The following is a 21,033-nucleotide window of genomic DNA, read 5'->3' as shown; positions in this document are numbered from 1 at the left end:
CGCCATCCCCGGCGCCGCGGTTGTGCTTCGGAAAGGGAGTGGCTTACTTGGCCGAATCCAGGGTGCCGGTCGGCAGCACGCTGCCGACAGCGCCCTTCTGCACGCGGATGCGCACGTTCTCGGCCACTTCGATGGTGATGAAGTTGTCGCCGATGTCGGTGACCTTGCCGGCGATGCCACCGTTGGTCAGCACTTCGTCGCCGCGCTTGATCTTCTCCAGCATGGCCTTGTGCTCCTTCTGCCGCTTCATCTGCGGGCGGATCATCAGGAAGTACATGATGGCGATCAGGATGATCGGGAACAGCAGCGTGGTCAGGCCCATGCCCTGCGGTTGGCCGCCGGCGGCCTGGGCGTGGGCGGCGGGAATCAGGAAGGCAAGCAGGTTCATCGTTGGTCCTTTGGTTGGGCGGCGCCCCGGCACCATCAGGTGCCACGGTCGCGACCGCGGATCTGGGTCAGCCTTGAAGTATGCCACGGCCCCGGGCGTTCGTCCTTGGGCCGTTTGGCAGGGGGCGTTCGGGTTACAGCGGCGGGGGTACCGCCCCGCGTGCTGCGTAGAAGGACTCACGGAAGGCCAGGAAGGTTCCCGCCTCGATGGCCGCACGGATGTCGGCCATGAGCTTTTCGTAATAGAACAGGTTGTGCAGGGTGCCCAGCATCGGCGCCAGCATCTCGTTGCAGCGGTCCAGGTGGCGCAGGTAGGAACGGGTGTAGCCGCCGGTGCAGGCCACGCAGCCGCAGCCCGGCTCGATCGGGTCCATGTCGCGCGCGTACTGGGAGTTGCGGATGCGGACGGTGCCGAACGAGGTGAAATAGTGGCCGTTGCGGGCGTTGCGGGTGGGCATCACGCAGTCGAACATGTCCACGCCACGTGCGACACCCTCGACCAGGTCCTCCGGCCGGCCCACGCCCATCAGGTAGCGCGGGCGGTCGCCCGGCAGTTCCGGGTCCAGGTGGTCGAGCATGGCATTGCGCTCGTGCTCCGGCTCGCCCACGGCCAGGCCGCCGATGGCGTAGCCGTCGAAGCCGATCGCCTGCAGGGCCTCGGCCGAGCGGCTGCGCAGGTCGGTGTGCACCCCGCCCTGGACGATGCCGAACAGGGCCGCGTCGTTGCCCAGCTCGTCATGCGCGTTGCGGCTGCGCTGGGCCCAGCGCAGGCTCAGCTCCATCGAATGGCGGGCAACATCCTCGGTAGCCGGGTACGGGGTGCACTCGTCGAAGATCATCACCACGTCCGAATCGAGCACTTTCTGGATCTTCATGCTCTCCTCGGGGCCCAGGAACACCCGGGCGCCGTCGGTCGGCGAGGCGAACGTCACGCCCTGCTCAGTGATCTTGCGGCGGTGGGCCAGCGAGAACACCTGGAAACCGCCCGAGTCGGTCAGGATCGGGCCATCCCAACGGCAGAAGCCGTGCAGGCCGCCGTGGTCGGCGATGATGTCCAGGCCCGGGCGCAGGTACAGGTGGAACGTGTTGCCGAGGATGATCTCGGCGCCCAGCGCACGCACCTGATCCGGCAGGATGCCCTTGACCGAGCCATAGGTCCCCACCGGCATGAAGGCCGGCGTTTCCACCGTGCCACGCGGGAAGGTCAGGCGGCCACGGCGGGCACGGCCGTCGCGGGTCTGGAGCTGGAACTGCAGTCGGGACATGGAGCGGTCATTCAGGCAAATAGTCGCCCATTGTCTCCCAAGAAGGCGTGCGCACCAAGGTGCGCACCCACAGGGGCCCCTGCCCTCCCGGGCTACCCTGCCGCCTCACCCCGCCTGCGGGAACAGCAGCATCGCGTCGCCGTAGCTGAAGAAGCGATAGCGCTGCTCGATCGCGTGCTGGTAGGCCTCGAACACGCGCTCCTTGCCAGCGAACGCGGAAATCATCATCAGCAGCGTGCTTTCCGGCAGGTGGAAGTTGGTCACCATCGCGTCGACGCTGCGGATGCGGTAGCCCGGGGTGATGAAGATCTGCGTTTCACCCGCGAACGGCAGCAGCTCACCATCGCGCATCGCGCTTTCCAGCGCGCGCACCACGGTCGTTCCAACGCCGATCACGCGGCCGCCCGCGGCGCGCGTGCGCCGCACCTGCTGCACCAGTTCGGCACCGACGTTCAGCCACTCGCGGTGCATCACGTGGTCCTTCAGGTCATCGGCACGCACCGGCTGGAAGGTACCCGCCCCCACGTGCAGGGTGACGTGGCCGAAGTCCACGCCCTTGTCCTTCAGCGCGGCCAGCAACGGTTCGTCGAAATGCAGGCCTGCGGTCGGTGCGGCCACCGCCCCCACTTCACGCGCGAACACAGTCTGGTAGCGCTCGCGGTCATCCACGCCCGGCTCGCGCTGGATGTAGGGCGGCAGCGGCAGGCGACCGGCATGCAGCAGCCACTGCTCCAGCGACTCGGGCACATGGAACTGCAGCACGTAGAACTCGCCATCACGGCCCAGCACCTCGGCTTCACCGCCGGCGTCCAACGCGATGCGGCTGCCGGCCTTCGGCGATTTGCTGGCCCCCACCTGCGCGCGGGCCTGCTGGCCACCGAGCAGGCGCTCGATCAGGATCTCGACGCGGCCGCCACTGGCCTTCTGCCCAAACAGGCGCGCCGGGATCACCCGGGTGTCGTTGAACACCAGCAGATCGCCCGGCTGCAGCAGCGACGGCAGGTCGCGCACCTGCAGATCGGTGAAAGCATCGGGCGCCGGAGGCACCAGCAGCAGGCGGCTGGCGGAACGTTCGGCCAAGGGCGCCTGCGCGATCAGTTCGGCCGGCAGGTCGTAGTTGAAATCGGACTTCTTCAAGGCAGTGGGCGGCAACGGGTCGACAATGGCGCGCATTGTACGTCCAGCGTCTGCGAGCCGGCGCGCTTCGCGGCGAACGTCGCGCAAAATGCTGCTATGCAGCAGGTTTCTGCGGGGTTATCGCGCAAAAAAACAAGTGCTAGCATCGAGTCGGAAGTCCGCTGCACGAGCCTGCCCCCAAGCGCGCGTGATGACGCGCGTTTTGCTTTTGAAGGCCCGTGCGACCCATCGTTTCAGGAGATCTGCAATGAGCTTCATCGAACGCCTCGCCCCCCTGCGCAACCAGCCCGGCACCCGCCTCACCTCCGGTCTGGACGATGCCACCCTGACCGCCCTGTCCGCCAACCACCCGCAGCTGATCGCCGCGGTGGACGCCGCCGCCGGGGAATTCGCGCGCGTGCAGGCCGACCTGGGGCCGCTGCTGGCGCAGGACGAACAGGCGCAGATCGACGCGATGCAGGACGGCTTCGTCAATTTCTATGCCGATGATGCAGTCACCCCATACGTGGCACTGGCCGCGCGCGGCCCCTGGGTGGTCACCCTGAAGGGCGCCGTGCTGTACGACGCCGGCGGCTACGGCATGCTCGGCTTCGGGCACACCCCGGATGCCGTGCTGGAGGCGATGGCACGCCCACAGGTGATGGCCAACATCATGACCCCCAGCCTGTCGCAGCAGCGCTTCGTCACCGCCCTGCAGGCCGAGATCGGCCACCGCCGTGGCGGCTGCCCGTTCGCGCGCTTCATGTGCCTGAATTCCGGCTCCGAGGCGGTTGGCCTGGCCGCACGCATCGCCGACGTCAACGCCAAGCTGCAGACCGACCCGGGCGCCCGCCACGCCGGCGCCACGATCAAGCGCGTGGTGGTCAAGGGCAGCTTCCATGGCCGTACCGACCGCCCCGCCCTGTATTCCGATTCCAGCCGCAAGAGCTACATGCAGCACCTGGCCAGCTACCGCGGTGAGGATTCGGTGATCACCGTGGCGCCGTACGATGAGGCCGGCCTGCGCAAGGTGTTCGAGGACGCTGCACGCAACCAGTGGTTCATCGAGGCGGTGTTCCTGGAACCGGTAATGGGCGAAGGCGACCCGGGCCGTTCGGTGCCGCCGGCGTTCTATGCCGTGGCCCGTGAATTGACCCATGCGCACGGCAGCCTGCTGCTGCTGGATTCGATCCAGGCTGGCCTGCGCGCGCATGGCGTGCTGTCGGTAGTCGATTACCCGGGCTTCGAAGGTCTGGATCCGCCGGACATGGAGACCTACTCCAAGGCGCTCAACGCCGCGCAGTACCCGCTGTCGGTGCTGGCGGTGACCGAGCATGCCGCGCAGCTGTACCGCAAGGGCATCTACGGCAACACCATGACCAGCAACCCGCGCGCGCTGGACGTGGCCTGCGCCACCCTGGCGCAGCTGACCCCGCAGGTGCGTGCCAACATCGCCGACCGAGGTGCCGAGGCCGTGCGCAAGCTGGAACAGCTCAAGAGCGAGCTGGGCGGCCTGATCACCAAGGTGCAGGGTACCGGCCTGCTGTTCTCGTGCGAGCTGGCCCCGCAGTTCAAGTGCTACGGCGCCAACTCCACCGAGGAATGGCTGCGCCAACACGGCATCAACGTGATCCATGGTGGCGAGAACTCGCTGCGCTTCACCCCGCACTTCGGCATGGACAGCGACGAGCTGGACCTGCTGGTCGGCATGGTGGGCCGCGCCCTGCGTGAGGGCCCGCGCCGCGAGCAGGCTGCGGCGGCGTAAGCGGCCGCTTCGCTTCGGCGCTACAGAAAGGGATAATCCACCCGCACCCCGCCCGCAACCGCTGACCCGGTTGCCGGCGGGGCGTTTTCGTTTCCGCACCAAGAGACAAGCCCCCCCATGAAGTCGATCTGCGTCTACTGTGGTTCCAACGCTGGCAGCAAGCCCGCCTACACCGAACGCGCCATTGCCCTGGGTGATCGCATCGCCCGTGACGGCCTGCGCCTGGTGTATGGCGGGGGCAACGTCGGCCTGATGGGAACCGTGGCCAATGCCGTGCTCGCCGCCGGCGGCGAGGTGACCGGCGTGATCCCGCGCCAGCTGGCCGACTGGGAAGTGGCCCACCGCGGCCTGACCGAGCTGGAGATCGTCGGTTCGATGCATGAGCGCAAGTCGCGCATGTTCGACCTTGCCGATGGCTTCGTCGCCCTGCCCGGCGGCTTCGGCACCATGGAAGAGATCTTCGAGATGCTGACCTGGCGCCAGCTGGGCATCGGCAACAAGCCGTGCGCCTTCCTCGACGTGGAAGGCTTCTACGCCCCGCTGATCGGCATGATCGATCGCATGGTGGAGGAGCGCTTCCTGCATCCGGACCAGCGCCAGGACCTGTGGTACGGCTCGGACATCGAGGAAATGCTGGAGTGGATGCAGAACTACCAGCCGGCCCAGGCCTCGAAGTGGATCGACGAGAAGCGTCGCTCCGCCCTGCGCTGAGGCACCCCGGCGCGGTGGCTCAGGCCACCGCACGCTCCCACGGTGCCGGACGGCCCAGCAGGTAGCCCTGGCCGTAGTCGCACCCGAGTTCGCGCAGCGTCTGCCGCTGCGCCTCGGTCTCGATGCCTTCGCCGATGGTTTCAATGCCCAGGGTGCGGGCCAGTGACAGCACGCCCTCAACCAGCGCGCGCGTGCTCTGCACTTCCGGCCCATGCAGGCCAGCGATGAAGCTCTGGTCGATCTTCAACGTGCTGATCGGGAAACGGTGCAGGTAGGACAGCGCCGAGAAGCCGGTACCGAAATCGTCCAGCTGTACCTGGATGCCACGCTCGCGCAGGCCCTGCAGGATGCGCAGCGTGTGCGGGCCATCATCCAGCAGCGCCACCTCGGTAATCTCCAGGCGTAGCCGGCGCGGATCGGCGCCGCATGCATCGAGCAGACCGAACAGGCGACCACTGAACTCGGCCGAACGGAAATGGCGTGGCGATACGTTCACCGAGACATAGCCGTGGCCGCCTTCGGCCAGTCCCGCGATGACCTGTTCGTAGATCAGCCAGTCGACCTGTTCGATCAGGCCACTTTCCTCGCCAAGTTCCAGGAACGCCCCGGGCAGCAGCAGGCCACGACGCTCGTGCTGCCAGCGCAGCAAGGCCTCATGCCCCACCACCTCGCCATCGGACAGGCGCACGATGGGCTGATAGAACGGGACGAAATCGCGGTTGTTGATCGCACGGCGCAGGTCGGCTTCCAGATCGAGGCTGCGCATGGCCTGCTCGCGCATGTCTTCGTCGAAGATCGCGCAGCGGTCATGGCCCTGCGCCTTGGCCCGGTACATCGCCGCGTCGGCGTCGCGCAACAGCTCTTCACCGGTGCGGTAGCGCGGATTCCACAAGGCGATGCCCAGGCTGCCGGACGGGAACAGCTCGCGCCCGGCGATCCACATCGATTCCTGCAGTGCCAGCAACAGCCGCTGGCCGAAATCCAGCGCCTGTGCCAATCCCTGCGGACACTGCAGCAGCACCGCGAACTCATCACCGCCCAGCCGCGCCACCACGTCCTCGGTGCCAGCCATCGATACGATGCGCTTGGCCACCTCCACCAGCATCCGATCACCGGCGGCGTGGCCGATGCTGTCGTTGACCAGCTTGAAGCGATCCAGATCGAGGAACAGCACGGCGAACACCGGCCCACCCTCGCGTTTGGCCAGCGCCAGCGCATCCTGCAGGCGATCAAGCAGGTGCAGGCGGTTGGGCAGGCCGGTCAGTGCATCGTGCATGGCCTGATGGGTCAGGCGCTGCTCGGCACGCAGGCGCTCGCCGATCTGCCCGAGCAATTTTTCGTTGACTTCGGCCAGCTCGCGGGTACGTTCCTCCACGCGCTTTTCCAGCTCGGCATGCGCCGAGCGCAACTGCTGCTGGTCGCGCTGGCGCGCCAGCCCGGTTCCGATGTTCTGTGCAACGAAGGTCAACAAGCGCTGATCGTGCACGCTGAACGTGCTGTTCTCGCTGTAGCTCTGCACCACGATCGCGCCGACCACCTCGTCGTCGCGCAGCAGCGGCACGCCCAACCAGCAATGCGAACGTGCGCCCGATTCGCGCACTTCGCCGCTGGCCAGCAGTGCGTCGATCTGTTGCCGCGAAGCCAGCAACGGGCGCCGGTTGCGCACGACGTACTCGGTCAGGCCGCGGCTGAACGCGCGTGGCGCGCGGCTGGCGTTGTGTTCGTCCACCGAATAGACGAAGTCCAGGCCGTTGCCGGCCCCGTTCACCAGCGCGATGTAGAAATTGCGCGCGTCAAGCAGGCGCCCGACCACGCCATGCACCTGCCCGTAGAACTGGGCCAGGCTGTCGGCCGACATCGCCATCTCGGCGATGTTGTACAGCGCGGTCTGCAGCTGCTCGGCGCGGCGGCGCTCGGCCACTTCATCCTGCAGGCTGCGATTGGCGCGCTGCAGCTCCAGCGTGCGCCGCTCCACCTGTTGTTCCAGCCGGACCTGCGCCTGGCGCCGGTCCATCGCGGTCTGCACATGCTGCGCGACAAAGCCCAGCAGCGCCCGCTCGGCCTCGCCATAGCGGGCCGCCAGCTCATAGCTCTGCACTACGATGGCGCCGCAGACCCGGCCATCGCGCAGCATCGGCACGCCCAGCCAGTCCAGGCTCTCCGGGCCACGCTGCGGGTCGTGCTCCTGCTCGACCACGCGCGCCAGCAGCTCGCGCGAGGGGCCACTGAGCGGCTTGCCGTGGCGCAGCAACGCCACGGTCAGGCTGCGCGGCATCTCGCCGGCATCATGGCTCTGCGACGGATCGGCGACGAAGTCGTCGACCTGGTCGGCGAAGTACAGGAAGCGGATCTGGTCGCGAACGTCGTCGTACTCGACGATGTAGCAGTTTTCCGCATACATCAGCGTGCCGAGCACGCCGTGCACGTGGCGCAGCATCTCCGGCATCTCCAGGTCGGCGCCGGCCAGATCGGCGATCTGGAACAGCGCCTGCTGCAGCCGTTCAGCCTCTTCCAGCGCCTTGATCTGCCCGGCCTGGCGACCGCGCTGCAACGCCAGCTCCATGGCCTGCCGGGCCAGTCCCCACCACGCTGCGGAAGGCACGGCGCCTTCCACCGACAACTGCAGGCGGGCACCGTCGTATTCCCAGCCATGGCAACCGTCGCCGGCGCCCGGCGCCGTGACCGCCCCAGCCGCCAGGACAGCCGGCCAGCCGCCCTGGCCGCGGCCCAGCTGCGGGTCGTCCCAGCCAACGCGGACCACGGCGGATTCCGGCAGCAGCGCATGCAATGCGCGCACCAGCGCCGTGCTCAGCACGGCCTCGTGTGGTGGCTCTTCCGCCGGTTCAACGTGCGTGGACAAATGACAATCTCTTGGCGCCGTCTGTGCGTCGCCTCCCCTGAGCCGCCGAGCATAGCGCGCCACCCGGGGGGCAATGGAAGCCCGTAAACCCCGAATCGTGCGCCCGTACGTTTTTCCTGCTGTCCGTAGCCGCTTCCACGCCATGAACCTCGCCCTGCCCGCCCCCGTCACCGGCTATGCGCCACCGCCTGCAGGCCTTACCCTGTACGCCGTGGAAGCCAGCGCACTGCCAACCGATGAAGCCTTGATGCTGGCCTGGGCCGGTGGCGACCTGCGCGCGTTCGAAAGCCTGTATGCGCGCCATCGCAAGCGCCTGTTCGGCTTCCTGCTGCGGCAACTGCGCGACAACGCGCTGGCCGAGGAGATCTTCCAGGATGTCTGGCAACGGGTGATCAGCGCCCGCGCGGGCTGGCAGCCTGAAGCTGCATTCAGCACCTGGCTGTTCCGCATCGCCCACAACCGCCTGAACGACCATTGGCGCGCCGCCCGCCATCGCCCCGCCGCACCGGCCGACGCCGACCTGCGCCTGGCCGCGATCGAGGACGGGCAGACCCCGGAAGCCGAGCTTTCCGAATTCGAACAACGTCGCCGCATCCAGCTGGCGATGGAGCAACTGCCGCCCGAGCAGCGCGAAGTGCTGCAGTTGCGGCTGGATCAGGAACTGAGCCTGGAGGAGATCGGCCAGATCACCGGCGTAGGCCGGGAAACCGTGAAATCGCGGCTGCGCTATGCGATGGACAAGCTGCGTGCGGGACTGAACGCATGAACCGAGACGAACCGCTGACGCCGGAAGAACGCGAGCTGGCGCGCCTGCTCGGCCGTCGCGTCGAACAGGCCCCACCGGCCACACTGGACGCCACCATCCTGGCCGCGGCGCGCGCTGCCGTGGACGCACCGGCTGCCGAGGCCGTCGCCTCGCCGGACGCGCCACGCACGCAGCGCACGCGCCCACGCTGGCCGGCGGTATTCGGCATCGCCGCCTCGATGGTGTTCGCCATCGGCATCGCCTGGCAGCTGCGCCCGGAACCGCCACCGGTTCCGGCAGGCGAGGCCCAGGTGGCGGCAGCTCCAGCCGTGGCCGATGACGCGGCCACGGCGCAGATGGCGGAAAGGAGTGCGGCCGATGACAGCAATGCTGCAGACAGCGCCGCTGCGGCCGCAGAACCGGCCCCTGCCCCGGCAGCGTCTCCGACTGCCCCGGTTGCTGCGCCGGCACCCGCCGCTGCCGCCCCGGCCATCGCGCGCGCGCCGGCACCGGCGCCGGCCGAGGCCACTGCTGCTGCGCCTCCGACGGCACCATCGGCAGCACGATCGAGGGTTGCAGAAGTGGCCGCCGACACCTCCTTTGCCGCGCTGCCTCCCGCACCGGCAGCGGCACCGCCCGCACCTCCTGCACCGGCTGCCTACTCGGCACCTGCACCGGCCTTGGCGCCAGCCCCGGCAGGGGCATTGAAAGCACGCACTGCCGAGGCGCCAGTGGCCAACGCTGCCGATGCCGAACGGGCGCAAGCGCTGGATCGGGTAGAGATCACGTCGATGAAGCGCCAGGCCCCGAGCCGCTCCGCTCCCGGCGTCATGCGCCGCGGTGCCGACGCGGGGCTCAGTGCGGATGCCGTGCAGGCCGAGGTGGACGCGGATGCACAGCTGCCGCGACGGCAGTGGCTGCAGAAAATCCGCGCGCGGCGCGACGACGGCCAGCGCGACCTGGCCCGCGCCAGCCTGGAGCGCTACGTGCAGCAGTATCCGGAAGCGCGCCTGCCGCGCGACCTGCGCCCGTTGCTGGACGACTGAAGCGGACAGCGACCTCCGGCAACCCCGTAGAATGGCGGGGATGCCCGATACCCTCGCCCAGCCGGTCAGCCACACGCTGGAAGTCAAACACAGCCGCTTCATTGCCCATGCCGCGCCGATCGATGGCGCCGCGGCAGCATTGGCGTTCCTGCAGCAGGTGGCCGTAGCCGATGCGACCCACAACTGCTGGGCCTACCGGCACGGCCAGGACTACCGCTCCAGCGATGATGGCGAGCCCGCCGGCACCGCTGGCCGGCCGATCCTGGCTGCGATCGACGGCCAGGGCTTCGACCGGGTGATGGTGGTGGTCACGCGCTGGTTCGGCGGTATCAAGCTCGGCGCCGGTGGCCTGGTGCGCGCCTACGGCGGCGCTGCCGCCGAATGCCTGCGTACCGCCCCGCGCTTGCCGCTGGTGGCGATGGCCCGGCTGCAGCTGCTGGCCGGCTTCGAGGATCTGGGCACCCTGCACGCCACCCTGCCCACCTTCGGCGCCGAAAAGCGCGATGAACAGTTCGATGCCAATGGCGTGTGCCTGCGGGTCGAATTGCCGGCCGATCAGGTCGATGCATTGAAAATCCGCCTGCGCGACGCCACCCGTGACCGTATCCGCATACAAGACGACGACCAGGATGACTGACAAGGACGACGCCCCCGCCTCGACCCCACCGCTGCGCCGCCTCGGCAGCCTGCGGACGTTGTGGCCGTTCGTGCGCCGCCACAGCGGGCTGTTCACCGCCTGGCTGCTGGCGCTGGCGGTGTCTTCAGCCGCCACGCTGAGCCTGCCCCCCGCCGTGAAGCAGATGATCGACCACGGCTTCACCAGCGGTGGCCAGATCAACCGTGCGTTCGCCCTGCTGATGCTGGTGGCGGTGGTGCTGGCACTGGCCACGGCCGCACGGTTCTTCTTCGTGTCGCTGCTGGGCGAAAAGGTCGTCGCCGACCTGCGCAGCCGCCTGTACGCACACCTGATCCAGCTCGGTGCTGGATTCCACGACCGCAGCCGCAGCGGCGAACTGGTCTCCCGCCTGACCGCTGACAGCGAACTGCTGCGCAGCGTGGTCGGCTCGACCATGTCGGTCGCCCTGCGCAGCAGCGTCACCGTGGTCGGCAGCCTGGCCATGCTGTTCGTCACCAGCCCGCGGCTGGCGGCATGGTCGCTGCTCGGCATCCCGCTGGCGGTGCTGCCGATCATCATCGGCGCGCGCAAGCTGCGCACGGTTGCACGCAGCAGCCAGGACCGCATCGCCGATGCCAACAGCCTGGCCAGCGAGACGCTGGGCGCCGTGCGCACGGTGCAGGCGCATGCACGCGAGCCCTATGAGCGCGGACGCTTCGACAAGGCACTGGGCGATGCCATCAGTGCCGCGCGCCGTCGCATCGGTGCGCAGTCACTGGTCACCGCCAGCGCCATCCTGCTGGTATTCGGTGCCATCGTTGGCGTGCTGTGGCTGGGCGCGCACGATGTCATCGACGGGCGCCTCAGTGCCGGCACGCTGGGCCAGTTCGTGCTGTACGCGCTAATCGGCGGTGGCTCGGTGGGTGCGCTGGCCGAAGTGTGGAACGAACTGCAGCGTGCCGCCGGTGGCATGGGCCGCATTGGCGAGCTGCTGCAGGAAGACATCGAGATCCGTGCGCCGGCGCAGCCGCACGCACTACCGCAACCGCTGCGCGGCGACATCCAGTTCGACGACGTGGTGTTCCACTACCCGCAGCGCCCGGACCAGGCCGCGCTGGACCACTTCAACCTGCACGTGCGCCCTGGCGAGACCGTGGCCCTGGTCGGCCCGTCGGGCGCGGGCAAGAGCACGGTGCTGTCGATGCTGCTGCGCTTCCACGATCCGGCCAGCGGCCGCATCTGCGTGGATGGCATCGACGTGCGCCAGGTCGATCCGGCCGAGCTGCGCGCGCAGCTGGCGCTGGTGCCGCAGCAGCCGACGCTGTTCGCGGCCAGTGCGCGCGACAACATCCGATACGGCCGCCTGCAGGCCAGTGACGCCGAGGTCGAAGCTGCCGCGCGTGCGGCCGAGGCCGATGGCTTCCTGCGTGCGTTGCCGCAGGGCTACGACAGTGAGCTGGGCGAACGCGGTGCGCGCCTGTCCGGTGGCCAGCAGCAGCGCGTGGCGATTGCCCGCGCATTGCTGAAGGATGCGCCGATCCTGCTGCTGGACGAAGCCACCAGCGCGCTGGATGCGCAGAGCGAGCATGGCGTGCAGCAGGCGCTTGAGCGGCTGATGGCCGGTCGCACCACGCTGGTCATCGCCCATCGCCTCGCCACCGTGCTCAAGGCCGACCGCATCGTGGTGATGGACCAGGGTCGTATCGTCGCCGAAGGCACCCATGCCCAGCTTTTGGCCGAAGGCGGACTGTACGCTGAACTGGCACGACTGCAGTTCATCGATTGATGACGGCCGGCTAACATCGGCCGGACCAAGCTGGCCTCGCATCAGCAGCATCCGCTGAAGGAGGTACGTGATGTCGTTCCGTCAGTTCCCTGCAGTCGACAGCAATGGCGAAAGCCACATCATCATCGAGTTCAAGCCCGAGGCGAATGGCAGCGGGCATCACTCCGAAGCCACGCCGCGTTACGAGCTGGATGACGGGCGTCATCTGGTTCGCAATGGCCGCGAATTCACTACCAGCGGCGGCGAACTGCGACTGACGATCTGAGGTTCGCCGGGCATGGCCCGGCGCTACCGGATTTCGTATCACCCCGCTCTGGTAGGTGTCGACCTTGGTCGACACGCCTTTTGCCAAGGGCAGTCGAGCATGGCTCGACTGCACAAAAAGGGCGTGATCAATTTTTCGCCAAGCATCTTGACAGCCTTGCCTGACAAGGGCTGGGCAGGGTTATCCACACGTTTGCTCAGAATCCATCCACACCGCCTGTGGATGGATTCAGCCCAGCACCCGCCCGATGCCGCTGGCGTCCACGTCGGCTGCCGCCCGGGTGATCGCCGCCGGATCGCTGCCGGCCACGAATCCGATGCGGAAGTGCACTTCACCGCCGGGCGTACGCGAGGAATGGATCGAAGCCAGGCTGATGCCATGCTGCTCGAACACGTTCAGCAGCTCGCGCAGCGAGCCAGGCCGGTCCTCCGGCAGGTGCACCGACAGCGCGTTGCGCTCGGTCAGGTCAGCCAGCAGATAGCCCACGCGTTCGAACGTGTAGTTGCCATCCGCCAGCGCCTGCTCGCCGAAGGCACTGCGATTGGCTGACAGCAGCTGTTCGCGGAATTCACCGCGCGCACGGTCGTCGCCCTGCCCGACCTGCGCTTGCAGGGCCTGCAGCTGGCCGACCAGCCGCTCCAGCATCGGCGCCACGTACGGGTTACCGAACTGGATGTCTTCGTAGATCGCCGGGTTGAGCGACAGGATGCGCGAGATGATCGCCGTGTCCAACTCGAACGACGCCGAGCGGTACGGCATCATCGCGGCCAGATCACCCAGCTGCGGCTGGTACTGGCGCAGCACGCCGGCCTGGGCCAAGTGGGTGGCATGCACCATCGCCTGCACCAGCGCCATCATCTGGTCGTGATGCTGCGGCGTAGCCCGCACGCACTCGGCCTGCAGCGCCGTGCACAGCGTATCGACCCACGGCTGCCAGTGCTGCAGCCGCGCTTCGCAGACCACCATCACCCGGCCCTTCAGCGTCGGCGCCTTCGGCGGCGCGGTCATCGGGTGCAGGCCGACCACTTCGGCCTGCGAGGCCAGCATCGCCTGTACCGGCGCCTCCTTTACCGAGGTCACATCCAGCCATAGCCTGCCCTGCTCTCGGCCCGCCGATTGCCGCACGTACTCGGCGATCAACGCCGGCGTGTGCCGGATCGGTGCCGAGAACACCAGCACGTCGGCCTGCGCCAGCAGCTGTTCCGGCGTGTGCGAGTCCGGGTCCGCCGGGTCGTGGCCGATCACCTGCAGCTGCAGGTGCTGCTGGAAGAAACGGCTCAGCCAGCGCCCATAGGCACCGGCGCTGCCGATGATGCCGACCATGCGCGGCGTGCGTGGGTCCAGGCCGCTCATGCCACGCGTTCAGCGCGGAAGCGCGCTCCTTCGGCCAGCGCCGCCGGCGCGGCAGCGATCACATCGAACTCCTCGAAGCCGTTGTCCAGGGTCGCCTCCAGCGCCGCATGGGTGCCGGCAATCGCGCGCGAAATCGCCTGCTGCATCGATTCGCCGCGCAGCAGGAACGACACCGCCAGCGACATCAGCACATCACCGGTACCTGCCACATCCACCGGCAGCAGCGGCGAGGTCCAGCGCCAGGTCTCCTCGCGGCCGACCGCCAGAGTCACCAGTTCACCCGGGTTGCCGCCCACGCTGTGCGCGATCACCCAGTGCGGGCCGCGGTCCAGCAGCGTGCGCGCGGCGGCGATGGCATCGACCTCGGCCAGCGCCGGCATGCCGGTCAGGCGGTTCAGTTCGAAAGCGTTCGGCGTCACCAGCCAGGCATGCGGCAGCAGGCGCTCGGCGAAGATCGCTTCCAAGCCCGGTTCGACGTAGGGGCCAGTGTGGGTGTCACCGATCACTGGGTCCAGGCAGTAGCGAAGCTGCGGGCAGGCCGGCAGGATATCGTCCAGCCAGTCGGCGAAGGCGGCACCGTTGGCGGTGCTGCCGAAGTAGCCGGACACCAGCATCTTCGCCCGCTGCGGCAGGCCGCGCTCGTGGGTGCCCAGCAGCAGGTCGGCGAACCAGTCGGCGGGCAGCACCCGACCGCGCGTGGTGACGTAGAACGGCGCATTGCTCAGCAACACGGTCGGGATTTCGGCGACGCGCACGCCGAGCGCACGCATCGGCGGTACGGCGGCGCTGTTGCCGGCGTGACCGTAGACAAGTTGCGACTGGACCGAGATGACATCGATCGGCGACGGGCCGTCGGGCCGCTGGCGGCGGCCGTGGACCAGGTGGGTATCGAGGGATTCGCTCATGCCCGCATTCTACGCGCGGTGGAGGGTTCGGCAGGGCTGCGCCCTGCACCTGCCGAAGCTTCAAGCAACGGCAACGGCAACGGCAACGGCAAAGCCAAAGCGGCCTTCCGTGAGTTGGCGGGACGGTGTGGGTGGGCAGGACACGCCGTAAACCCATCCATGGGGGCTCGATGGCGCCATCCATGGCGCCAACGGTCCTGCCCACCCACACCGCCCCGCCTCTGACAGATTCACGCGGCTGCTGGTAACTGCGGCTGTTGGTAGGTGACGACCTTGGTCGACACATCTGTGAGATATCGATATACAAAAATGGGGTCAGATCCGTTTTCCTCCGGAAAACGGATCTGACCCCCAAGAGCTGTTCCGACAGATCACGGAAAACTGTCGAAGGCGGGGTGGGTCCGGTCGAGGGGGCGTGAGCCGCATGGGCCCGAGGCATGCCTCGGGCGGGTTGGGCAGGACGCCCAACCCCGGTCTTGCCGTGTGCGCAGGAACGCGCACACGAGCAAGCGGCGACCGAGCTTACATGGGTGAGGGCGCTTTGCTTGCGAAGCACCGCTTCGCAAGCGCCCGAACGCACAGCCGCCAGCGGCTGGGCCGGGCCCCGGAGGGGGACTTGCAGCGTCCCCGTCAACCGGACCCACCCCGCCCACCCACGGATAGCCCGCTTCTGCTGTTGACGTTGCCTCTGCGGGTGCAGGGCTGCAAGCCCTGCAAACCAAAAACCCCTCAGTGAGCGGCAGGCCGCGACGGTGGCAGCCACGCCGCGACGATCCCGAGCAGCGGCAGGAACGCGGTCAGCTGGTAGACGTACTCAATGCTGGTCTTGTCCGCCAGCAGGCCGAGCACGGCAGCACCCAGCCCGCCCATGCCGAAGGCAAAGCCGAAGAACAGGCCGGACACCATGCCGATGCGGTGCGGCATCATTTCCTGTGCATACACCACGATCGCCGAGAACGCCGAGGACAGTACGAAGCCGATCAGCACCGCCAGCACCGTTGTCCATAGCAGGTCCGCATGCGGCAGCATCAACGCAAACGGGGCCACGCCCAGGATCGATGTCCAGATGATCGGCTTGCGGCCGATGCGGTCACCCAGCGGGCCGCCGAGGAAGCCGCCAGCGGCGGACGCCACCAGGAACGCGAACAGGTGCAGCTGCGCCTGCGCCACCGGAATGCCGAAGTGGTGGATCAGGTAGAAGGTGAAGTAGCTGCCGATGCTGGCCATGTAGAAGTACTTGCTGAAGATCAGCACCAGCAGGATCGCCAGTACCTTGGCCACGGTGCGCGGCGGATGCCGCGGCACCATTGCAGCGGTACTGGCCGGGCGCGGCGCGCCCAGATGCAACGCGTACCAGCGGCCGACATAGGTCAGCAGGCCGATGCCGATCAGGGCGGCGCCGGCGAACCACGAGGCGGCGTGCTGGCCATACGGCACGATCACGGCCGCGGCGATCAACGGACCCAGCGCGGTACCGAAGTTGCCGCCGACCTGGAACACCGACTGCGCGAAGCCGTGACGGCCGCCAGAAGCCAGTCGCGCAATGCGCGAGGCCTCCGGATGGAAGATGGCCGAACCAATGCCGACCATCGCCGCCGCCATCAGCACCACCGCGTAGTTCGGTGCGAAGCCCAGCAGCAGCATGCCGCACAGGGTCGAGGCCATGCCGATCGGCAGCGAATACGGTGCCGGTCGACGGTCGGTGGCCATGCCGATCAACGGCTGGAAGATCGACGCGGTGAGCTGGTAGGTCAGCGTGATCAGGCCGATCTGGGTGAAGCTGAGATTGAAGCCGCCCTTGATCACCGGATAGATGGCCAGGATCAGCGACTGCATCATGTCGTTGACGACATGCGAGGTGGAGATGGCCGCCAGCACGCCGGGAGCCACCGGGCGTGAGGTCGTTGCGGGAGAAGCCAGGGTCGACATGGACACAGTCAGGTTGGGGGCGAGCCACGCATGCTACGGTGACCTCCCCCTCCCTTCTGCCGCGTTCGGGTCATGGCATATCGCAAAAAGGACATCCCCTGCCCGGTCCGCGAGACTGCGCCGTGGAACGAGGTTCCGGTGCACCGCCCAGTGACCTGCCGCGCCCGCCACTACAAGCCCGGCACCCACATCGCGCCACACCGGCACCGCCGTCACCAGCTGGTGTTCGCCATGTCCGGCCTGATGGTGGTGCGTGCGGACGGCGGCCGCTGGGTCGTGCCCTCCACCCGCGCGATCTGGGTTCCGGCCGGCATGGCGCATGCGGTGGACTGCATTGCCGAAGTGCACATGCGCAGCCTCTACGTGGAACCGGACTTTGCACCGCAGCTGCCGGATGGGGCGTTCGCAGTGCAGGTGGCGCCACTGCTGCGCGAACTGCTGCTGGCCGCCAGCCTGATCGAGTCCGCGCATGTGGACGACAGCCGTGACGGCCGCGTGGTGCGCCTGCTGCTGGACGAACTGCACCGCATGGACGTGCTGCCGCTGCACCTGCCCTCGCCCACCGACCCACGCCTGCAGCGGATCTGCCAGCACATCCAGAAGCATCCCGGCGACGACGCCACGCTGCAGGACTGGGCGCAGGCGCTGCAGGTGGACGTGAAGACCATCCAGCGCCATTTCGCCAGCGAACTGGGCATGACCTTCGGGCAGTGGCGGCAGCAGGCGCGGCTTCTGGCCGCCCTGGAGCGACTGGCGGTCGGCGACAAGGTCATCGATGTGGCGCTGGCGATGGGCTACGACAGCCCGAGCGCGTTCACCAGCATGTTCAAACGCCAGTTGGGACAGACCCCGGCGGCATTTTTCCGATGATCGCATACGAAAACGCCGGGCTTGGCCCGGCGCTACCGTTCAACGCGTCCGTTGAAAAACTCAGGACGTCATCCGGTCCCAGAAGCCCTTCACGCCATCCATGAAGGTGGCCGACTTCGGCGAATGCTTGCGCGCTTCCTCGCCGACGAAGGTGGCTTCGAACTGCTCCAGCAGCTTGCGTTGCTCGTTGGTGAGGTTGACCGGGGTCTCCACCACCACGCGGCAGTACAGGTCGCCCTCGCTGCGGCTGCGCACCGAACGTACGCCCTTGCCACGCAGGCGGAACAGCTTGCCGGTCTGGGTCTCGGCCGGGATGCGGATCTCCGCCTCGCCGCCCAGGGTGGCCACGCGCACGGTGTCGCCCAATGCGGCCTGCGAGATGCGGATCGGCACTTCGCAGTGCAGGTCGTCGCCATCGCGCTGGAAGATGGCGTGCTCGCGCACGCGCACTTCCACGTACAGGTCGCCTGGCGGCGTGCCGGCCGGACCGGCCTCGCCCTCGCCCTGCAGGCGGATGCGGTCGCCGGTATCAACGCCCGCCGGCACCTTCACCGACAGCACCTTGTCTTCCTCGACACGGCCGTTGCCGTGGCAGGTCTTGCAGGGCTTGGCGATGATCTGGCCACGGCCGCCGCAGTTGTGGCAGGCCTGCTGCATGGCGAAGATGCCGCGCTGGATGCGCACCTGGCCACGGCCATGGCACACGTTGCAGGTCTCGACCTTGCCATCCTCCGAGCCACTGCCATCGCAGTCGCCGCACTCGGCCAGGGTCGGAATCTCGATGCGGCGCTCGACGCCGCGCACGGCCTCTTCCAGGTCCAGTTCCATCACGTAGCCGATGTCGGCGCCGCGACGGGCCTGGCGCGGACCACCGCCGCCACCGCCAAAGATGTTGCCGAAGATATCGCCGAAGATATCGTTCATGTCCGGGCCGCCCGGACCACCGCCGCCCATGCCGTGTTCGAACGCGGCGTGCCCGTGGCTGTCATACATGCGGCGCTTGTTGCCGTCGGACAGCACTTCGTAGGCTTCCTTGCACTCCTTGAAGGAGGCTTCGGCCGCCGCATCACCCGGGTTGCGGTCCGGGTGGAACTTCATCGCGCAGCGACGGTAGGCCTTCTTCAGCTCGTCGTCGGTGGCGGTGCGGGCAACGCCCAGCACTTCGTAGTAATCGCGCTTGCTCATATCGTGAATCTGGTTCCGGAAAGTCGGGATTCGTCAAAGCGGAAGAGCGGAACCAGGTCCGCTCTTGCGTCGGGCGCCCCGACACGCCGGTGGGCGGTCAGGACCCTGATGCGACAACGGGACGCTGATGGCCAGCGTCCCGTGTCGGTCCGGATCAGGACTTCTTGTCGTCCTTGACTTCGGTGAACTCGGCGTCGACCACGTCGTCCTGCGCCTTGCCGGCGTTGCCGGCGTCGGCACCCGGGGCACCGCCCTGGTCGGCAGACGCAGCGGCGAACAGCGACTGACCGGCTTCTTCCAGTGCCTTCGACTTGGCTTCGATCTGCGCCTTGTCGTCACCCTTCATCGCGGTTTCCAGGTCGGCCAGGGCCGCCTCGACCTTGCCGATCACATCGCCGCCAACCTTGCTGCCGTGTTCGGTGATGGCGCTGCGGGTGCCGTGGATCAGGGCGTCGGCCTGGTTGCGGGCCTGCACCAGCTCCTGGAACTTCTTGTCTTCTTCGCGGTTGGCTTCCGCGTCGGCGACCATGCGCGCGATCTCTTCTTCGGACAGGCCCGAACCGGCCTTGATCTCGACCTTCTGTTCCTTGTTGGTCTTCTTGTCCTTGGCCGACACGTGCAGGATGCCGTTGGCGTCGATGTCGAAGGACACTTCCACCTGCGGCAGGCCACGCGGGGCCGGCTCGATGCCGGACAGGTCGAACTTGGCCAGCGACTTGTTGAAGCGGGCCTGTTCGCGCTCACCCTGCAGCACGTGCACGGTCACGGCAGACTGGTTGTCCTCGGCGGTGGAGAACACCTGCGAGGCCTTGGTCGGGATGGTGGTGTTCTTCTCGATGATCTTGGTGAACACGCCGCCCATGGTCTCGATGCCCAGCGACAGCGGGGTCACGTCCAGCAGCAGCACGTCCTTGACGTCACCGCCGAGCACGCCGCCCTGGATCGCCGCACCCAGTGCCACGGCTTCGTCCGGGTTGACGTCCTTGCGCGGTTCCTTGCCGAAGAACTCGGTCACCGCCTGCTGCACCTTCGGCATGCGGGTCTGGCCGCCGACCAGGATCACTTCGCTGATGTCGCTCGAACGCAGGCCGGCATCGTTCAGGGCGACGCGGCACGGCTCGATCGACTTCTTGATCAGGTCGTCCACCAGCGCTTCCAGCTTGGCGCGGGTCAGCTTGATGTTCAGGTGCTTCGGGCCCGAGGCGTCAGCGGTGACGTACGGCAGGTTCACTTCGGTCTGCTGGGCGCTGGACAGCTCGATCTTGGCGCGCTCGGCAGCGTCCTTCAGGCGCTGCAGGGCCAGCGGATCCTTGCGCAGGTCGATGCCCTGGTCCTTGTTGAACTCTTCAACCAGGTACTCGATGACGCGGTTGTCGAAGTCTTCGCCGCCCAGGAAGGTGTCGCCGTTGGTGGCCAGCACTTCGAACTGCTTCTCACCGTCGACGTTGGCGATCTCGATCACCGAGACGTCGAAGGTGCCGCCGCCCAGGTCGTACACCACGATCTTGCGATCCTTGTTGTCGCCCTTGTCCAGGCCATAGGCCAGCGCGGCCGCGGTCGGCTCGTTGATGATGCGCTTGACGTCCAGGCCGGCGATGCGGCCGGCGTCCTTGGTCGCCTGGCGCTGGCTGTCGTTGAAGTAGGCCGGCACGGTGATGACCGCTTCGGTGACCTTCTCACCGAGGAAGTCCTCGGCGGTCTTCTTCATCTTTTCCAGCACCTTGGCCGAGATTTCCTGCGGGGCCATCTTCTTGCCGTCGCTGGTCGACACCCAGGCGTCGCCGTTGTCATGGGCCAGGATGCCGTACGGGACGTGGGCGATGTCCTTCTGCACTTCGGCGTCGGTGAACTTGCGGCCGATCAGGCGCTTCACCGCGTAGAAGGTGTTCTTCGGGTTGGTGACGGCCTGGCGCTTGGCCGAGGCGCCCACCAGGACTTCGCCGTCCTTGGTGTAGGCGACGATCGACGGGGTGGTGCGATCGCCTTCCGAATTCTCGATGACGCGGGCCTTGCCGCCGTCCATGATCGCCACGCACGAGTTGGTGGTGCCGAGGTCGATACCAATGATCTTGCCCATGGGGGAGACTCCTGAGGATGCTTGTTGGGGTCAGTCCGGCCGTTCGGCCGGCGGATGAATACGATGTGGGGGAGGCTCGTGGAACATTCAAGCCATCTCCCGAACGCTGTGTTCAACCGTTCAAGGTTCGCCGGGCATGGCCCGGCGCTACC

17 protein-coding genes are annotated in these 21,033 nt (G+C 67.6%); 8 read left to right on the top strand and 9 right to left on the bottom strand.

The features are described 5' to 3' along the window. Positions 1-43 precede the first annotated feature (43 nt). The 3 genes from yajC to queA all read right to left on the bottom strand — a co-directional run bounded on the left by yajC (position 44) and on the right by queA (position 2,825). A complete protein-coding gene (gene yajC / locus CCR98_RS08790) occupies positions 44-388 on the bottom strand; it encodes a preprotein translocase subunit YajC (protein ID WP_087922285.1) in 345 nt (114 codons plus the stop codon). Between the two features lie 133 nt (positions 389-521). Next, a complete protein-coding gene (tgt, locus tag CCR98_RS08785; protein ID WP_087922284.1) occupies positions 522-1,652 on the bottom strand; it encodes a tRNA guanosine(34) transglycosylase Tgt in 1,131 nt (376 codons plus the stop codon). A gap of 105 nt (positions 1,653-1,757) precedes the next feature. Then, on the bottom strand, positions 1,758-2,825 hold the full coding sequence (queA, locus tag CCR98_RS08780; protein WP_087922283.1) for a tRNA preQ1(34) S-adenosylmethionine ribosyltransferase-isomerase QueA: 1,068 nt from the start codon (positions 2,823-2,825) through the stop codon (positions 1,758-1,760). A gap of 211 nt (positions 2,826-3,036) precedes the next feature. Here queA and CCR98_RS08775 point away from each other — a divergent pair, with 211 nt between their 5' ends. Together CCR98_RS08775 and CCR98_RS08770 are read left to right on the top strand one after the other, a co-directional pair. Further along, positions 3,037-4,533 carry an aminotransferase class III-fold pyridoxal phosphate-dependent enzyme gene (locus CCR98_RS08775; protein WP_087922282.1) on the top strand — a complete coding sequence of 499 codons (1,497 nt, stop codon included), beginning with the start codon at positions 3,037-3,039 and terminating at the stop codon, positions 4,531-4,533. Between the two features lie 117 nt (positions 4,534-4,650). After that, positions 4,651-5,244, top strand: a complete 594-nt coding sequence (locus CCR98_RS08770; protein ID WP_014036864.1) for a TIGR00730 family Rossman fold protein — start codon at positions 4,651-4,653, stop codon at positions 5,242-5,244. Between the two features lie 19 nt (positions 5,245-5,263). On the opposite strand, the gene CCR98_RS08765 is transcribed toward CCR98_RS08770, so the two are convergent. Continuing rightward, positions 5,264-8,104, bottom strand: a complete 2,841-nt coding sequence (locus CCR98_RS08765) for an EAL domain-containing protein (RefSeq protein ID WP_087922281.1) — start codon at positions 8,102-8,104, stop codon at positions 5,264-5,266. Positions 8,105-8,351: 247 nt separating this feature from the next. Here CCR98_RS08765 and CCR98_RS08760 point away from each other — a divergent pair, with 247 nt between their 5' ends. The 5 genes from CCR98_RS08760 to CCR98_RS08740 all read left to right on the top strand — a co-directional run bounded on the left by CCR98_RS08760 (position 8,352) and on the right by CCR98_RS08740 (position 12,562). Beyond that, a complete protein-coding gene (locus CCR98_RS08760; RefSeq protein ID WP_229298213.1) occupies positions 8,352-8,870 on the top strand; it encodes an RNA polymerase sigma factor in 519 nt (172 codons plus the stop codon). Next, positions 8,867-9,895, top strand: a complete 1,029-nt coding sequence (locus CCR98_RS08755; RefSeq protein ID WP_087922280.1) for a hypothetical protein — start codon at positions 8,867-8,869, stop codon at positions 9,893-9,895. The genes CCR98_RS08760 and CCR98_RS08755 overlap by 4 nt, the downstream gene beginning before the upstream one ends. A 40-nt stretch (positions 9,896-9,935) precedes the next feature. Beyond that, positions 9,936-10,532, top strand: a complete 597-nt coding sequence (locus tag CCR98_RS08750) for a YigZ family protein (protein ID WP_014036860.1) — start codon at positions 9,936-9,938, stop codon at positions 10,530-10,532. Beyond that, positions 10,525-12,297 (top strand): ABC transporter transmembrane domain-containing protein, encoded by a 1,773-nt coding sequence (locus tag CCR98_RS08745; RefSeq protein WP_087922279.1) that lies wholly within the window; start codon positions 10,525-10,527, stop codon positions 12,295-12,297. Before CCR98_RS08750 ends, CCR98_RS08745 begins: the two co-directional genes overlap by 8 nt. Before the next feature lie 70 nt (positions 12,298-12,367). Beyond that, positions 12,368-12,562 (top strand): hypothetical protein, encoded by a 195-nt coding sequence (locus CCR98_RS08740; RefSeq protein ID WP_049466425.1) that lies wholly within the window; start codon positions 12,368-12,370, stop codon positions 12,560-12,562. Between the two features lie 228 nt (positions 12,563-12,790). Here CCR98_RS08740 and CCR98_RS08735 read toward each other — a convergent pair whose 3' ends face one another. From CCR98_RS08735 to CCR98_RS08725, 3 genes are all read right to left on the bottom strand, one after another. After that, positions 12,791-13,915 (bottom strand): prephenate dehydrogenase, encoded by a 1,125-nt coding sequence (locus tag CCR98_RS08735; RefSeq protein ID WP_087922278.1) that lies wholly within the window; start codon positions 13,913-13,915, stop codon positions 12,791-12,793. Next, positions 13,912-14,820: a pyridoxal kinase gene (gene pdxY / locus CCR98_RS08730; RefSeq protein ID WP_087922277.1), complete on the bottom strand. Its 909-nt coding sequence runs from the start codon at positions 14,818-14,820 to the stop codon at positions 13,912-13,914. The genes CCR98_RS08735 and pdxY overlap by 4 nt, the downstream gene beginning before the upstream one ends. A 729-nt stretch (positions 14,821-15,549) precedes the next feature. After that, positions 15,550-16,749 (bottom strand): MFS transporter, encoded by a 1,200-nt coding sequence (locus tag CCR98_RS08725; protein WP_087922276.1) that lies wholly within the window; start codon positions 16,747-16,749, stop codon positions 15,550-15,552. Positions 16,750-16,821: 72 nt separating this feature from the next. Here CCR98_RS08725 and CCR98_RS08720 point away from each other — a divergent pair, with 72 nt between their 5' ends. Beyond that, positions 16,822-17,619 carry a helix-turn-helix transcriptional regulator gene (locus tag CCR98_RS08720; protein ID WP_087922275.1) on the top strand — a complete coding sequence of 266 codons (798 nt, stop codon included), beginning with the start codon at positions 16,822-16,824 and terminating at the stop codon, positions 17,617-17,619. A gap of 60 nt (positions 17,620-17,679) precedes the next feature. On the opposite strand, the gene dnaJ is transcribed toward CCR98_RS08720, so the two are convergent. Continuing rightward, positions 17,680-18,804, bottom strand: coding sequence for a molecular chaperone DnaJ (dnaJ, locus tag CCR98_RS08715; protein ID WP_014036853.1), 1,125 nt, complete (start codon positions 18,802-18,804; stop codon positions 17,680-17,682). A gap of 154 nt (positions 18,805-18,958) precedes the next feature. Beyond that, the gene (dnaK, locus tag CCR98_RS08710) at positions 18,959-20,881 is read right to left on the bottom strand and encodes a molecular chaperone DnaK (protein ID WP_087922274.1); all 1,923 of its coding nucleotides are present in this window, start codon (positions 20,879-20,881) and stop codon (positions 18,959-18,961) included. Positions 20,882-21,033: the final 152 nt, after the last annotated feature.

Source organism: Stenotrophomonas sp. WZN-1, assembly GCF_002192255.1.
Taxonomy (GTDB): domain Bacteria; phylum Pseudomonadota; class Gammaproteobacteria; order Xanthomonadales; family Xanthomonadaceae; genus Stenotrophomonas.
Note: the sequence above shows the minus strand (reverse complement) of the source record. Positions and strands in the feature narration are given on the sequence as shown.

What these genes read in the sequence shown, in the direction of transcription:
- yajC (WP_087922285.1), bottom strand. Translation starts at nt 388, where the DNA reads ATGAACCTGCTTGCCTTCCTGATTCCCGCCGCCCACGCCCAGGCCGCC.
- tgt (WP_087922284.1), bottom strand. Translation starts at nt 1,652, where the DNA reads ATGTCCCGACTGCAGTTCCAGCTCCAGACCCGCGACGGCCGTGCCCGC.
- queA (WP_087922283.1), bottom strand. Translation starts at nt 2,825, where the DNA reads ATGCGCGCCATTGTCGACCCGTTGCCGCCCACTGCCTTGAAGAAGTCC.
- CCR98_RS08775 (WP_087922282.1), top strand. Translation starts at nt 3,037, where the DNA reads ATGAGCTTCATCGAACGCCTCGCCCCCCTGCGCAACCAGCCCGGCACC.
- CCR98_RS08770 (WP_014036864.1), top strand. Translation starts at nt 4,651, where the DNA reads ATGAAGTCGATCTGCGTCTACTGTGGTTCCAACGCTGGCAGCAAGCCC.
- CCR98_RS08760 (WP_229298213.1), top strand. Translation starts at nt 8,352, where the DNA reads ATGCTGGCCTGGGCCGGTGGCGACCTGCGCGCGTTCGAAAGCCTGTAT.
- CCR98_RS08755 (WP_087922280.1), top strand. Translation starts at nt 8,867, where the DNA reads ATGAACCGAGACGAACCGCTGACGCCGGAAGAACGCGAGCTGGCGCGC.
- CCR98_RS08750 (WP_014036860.1), top strand. Translation starts at nt 9,936, where the DNA reads ATGCCCGATACCCTCGCCCAGCCGGTCAGCCACACGCTGGAAGTCAAA.
- CCR98_RS08745 (WP_087922279.1), top strand. Translation starts at nt 10,525, where the DNA reads ATGACTGACAAGGACGACGCCCCCGCCTCGACCCCACCGCTGCGCCGC.
- CCR98_RS08740 (WP_049466425.1), top strand. Translation starts at nt 12,368, where the DNA reads ATGTCGTTCCGTCAGTTCCCTGCAGTCGACAGCAATGGCGAAAGCCAC.
- CCR98_RS08735 (WP_087922278.1), bottom strand. Translation starts at nt 13,915, where the DNA reads ATGAGCGGCCTGGACCCACGCACGCCGCGCATGGTCGGCATCATCGGC.
- pdxY (WP_087922277.1), bottom strand. Translation starts at nt 14,820, where the DNA reads ATGAGCGAATCCCTCGATACCCACCTGGTCCACGGCCGCCGCCAGCGG.
- CCR98_RS08725 (WP_087922276.1), bottom strand. Translation starts at nt 16,749, where the DNA reads ATGTCGACCCTGGCTTCTCCCGCAACGACCTCACGCCCGGTGGCTCCC.
- CCR98_RS08720 (WP_087922275.1), top strand. Translation starts at nt 16,822, where the DNA reads ATGGCATATCGCAAAAAGGACATCCCCTGCCCGGTCCGCGAGACTGCG.
- dnaJ (WP_014036853.1), bottom strand. Translation starts at nt 18,804, where the DNA reads ATGAGCAAGCGCGATTACTACGAAGTGCTGGGCGTTGCCCGCACCGCC.
- dnaK (WP_087922274.1), bottom strand. Translation starts at nt 20,881, where the DNA reads ATGGGCAAGATCATTGGTATCGACCTCGGCACCACCAACTCGTGCGTG.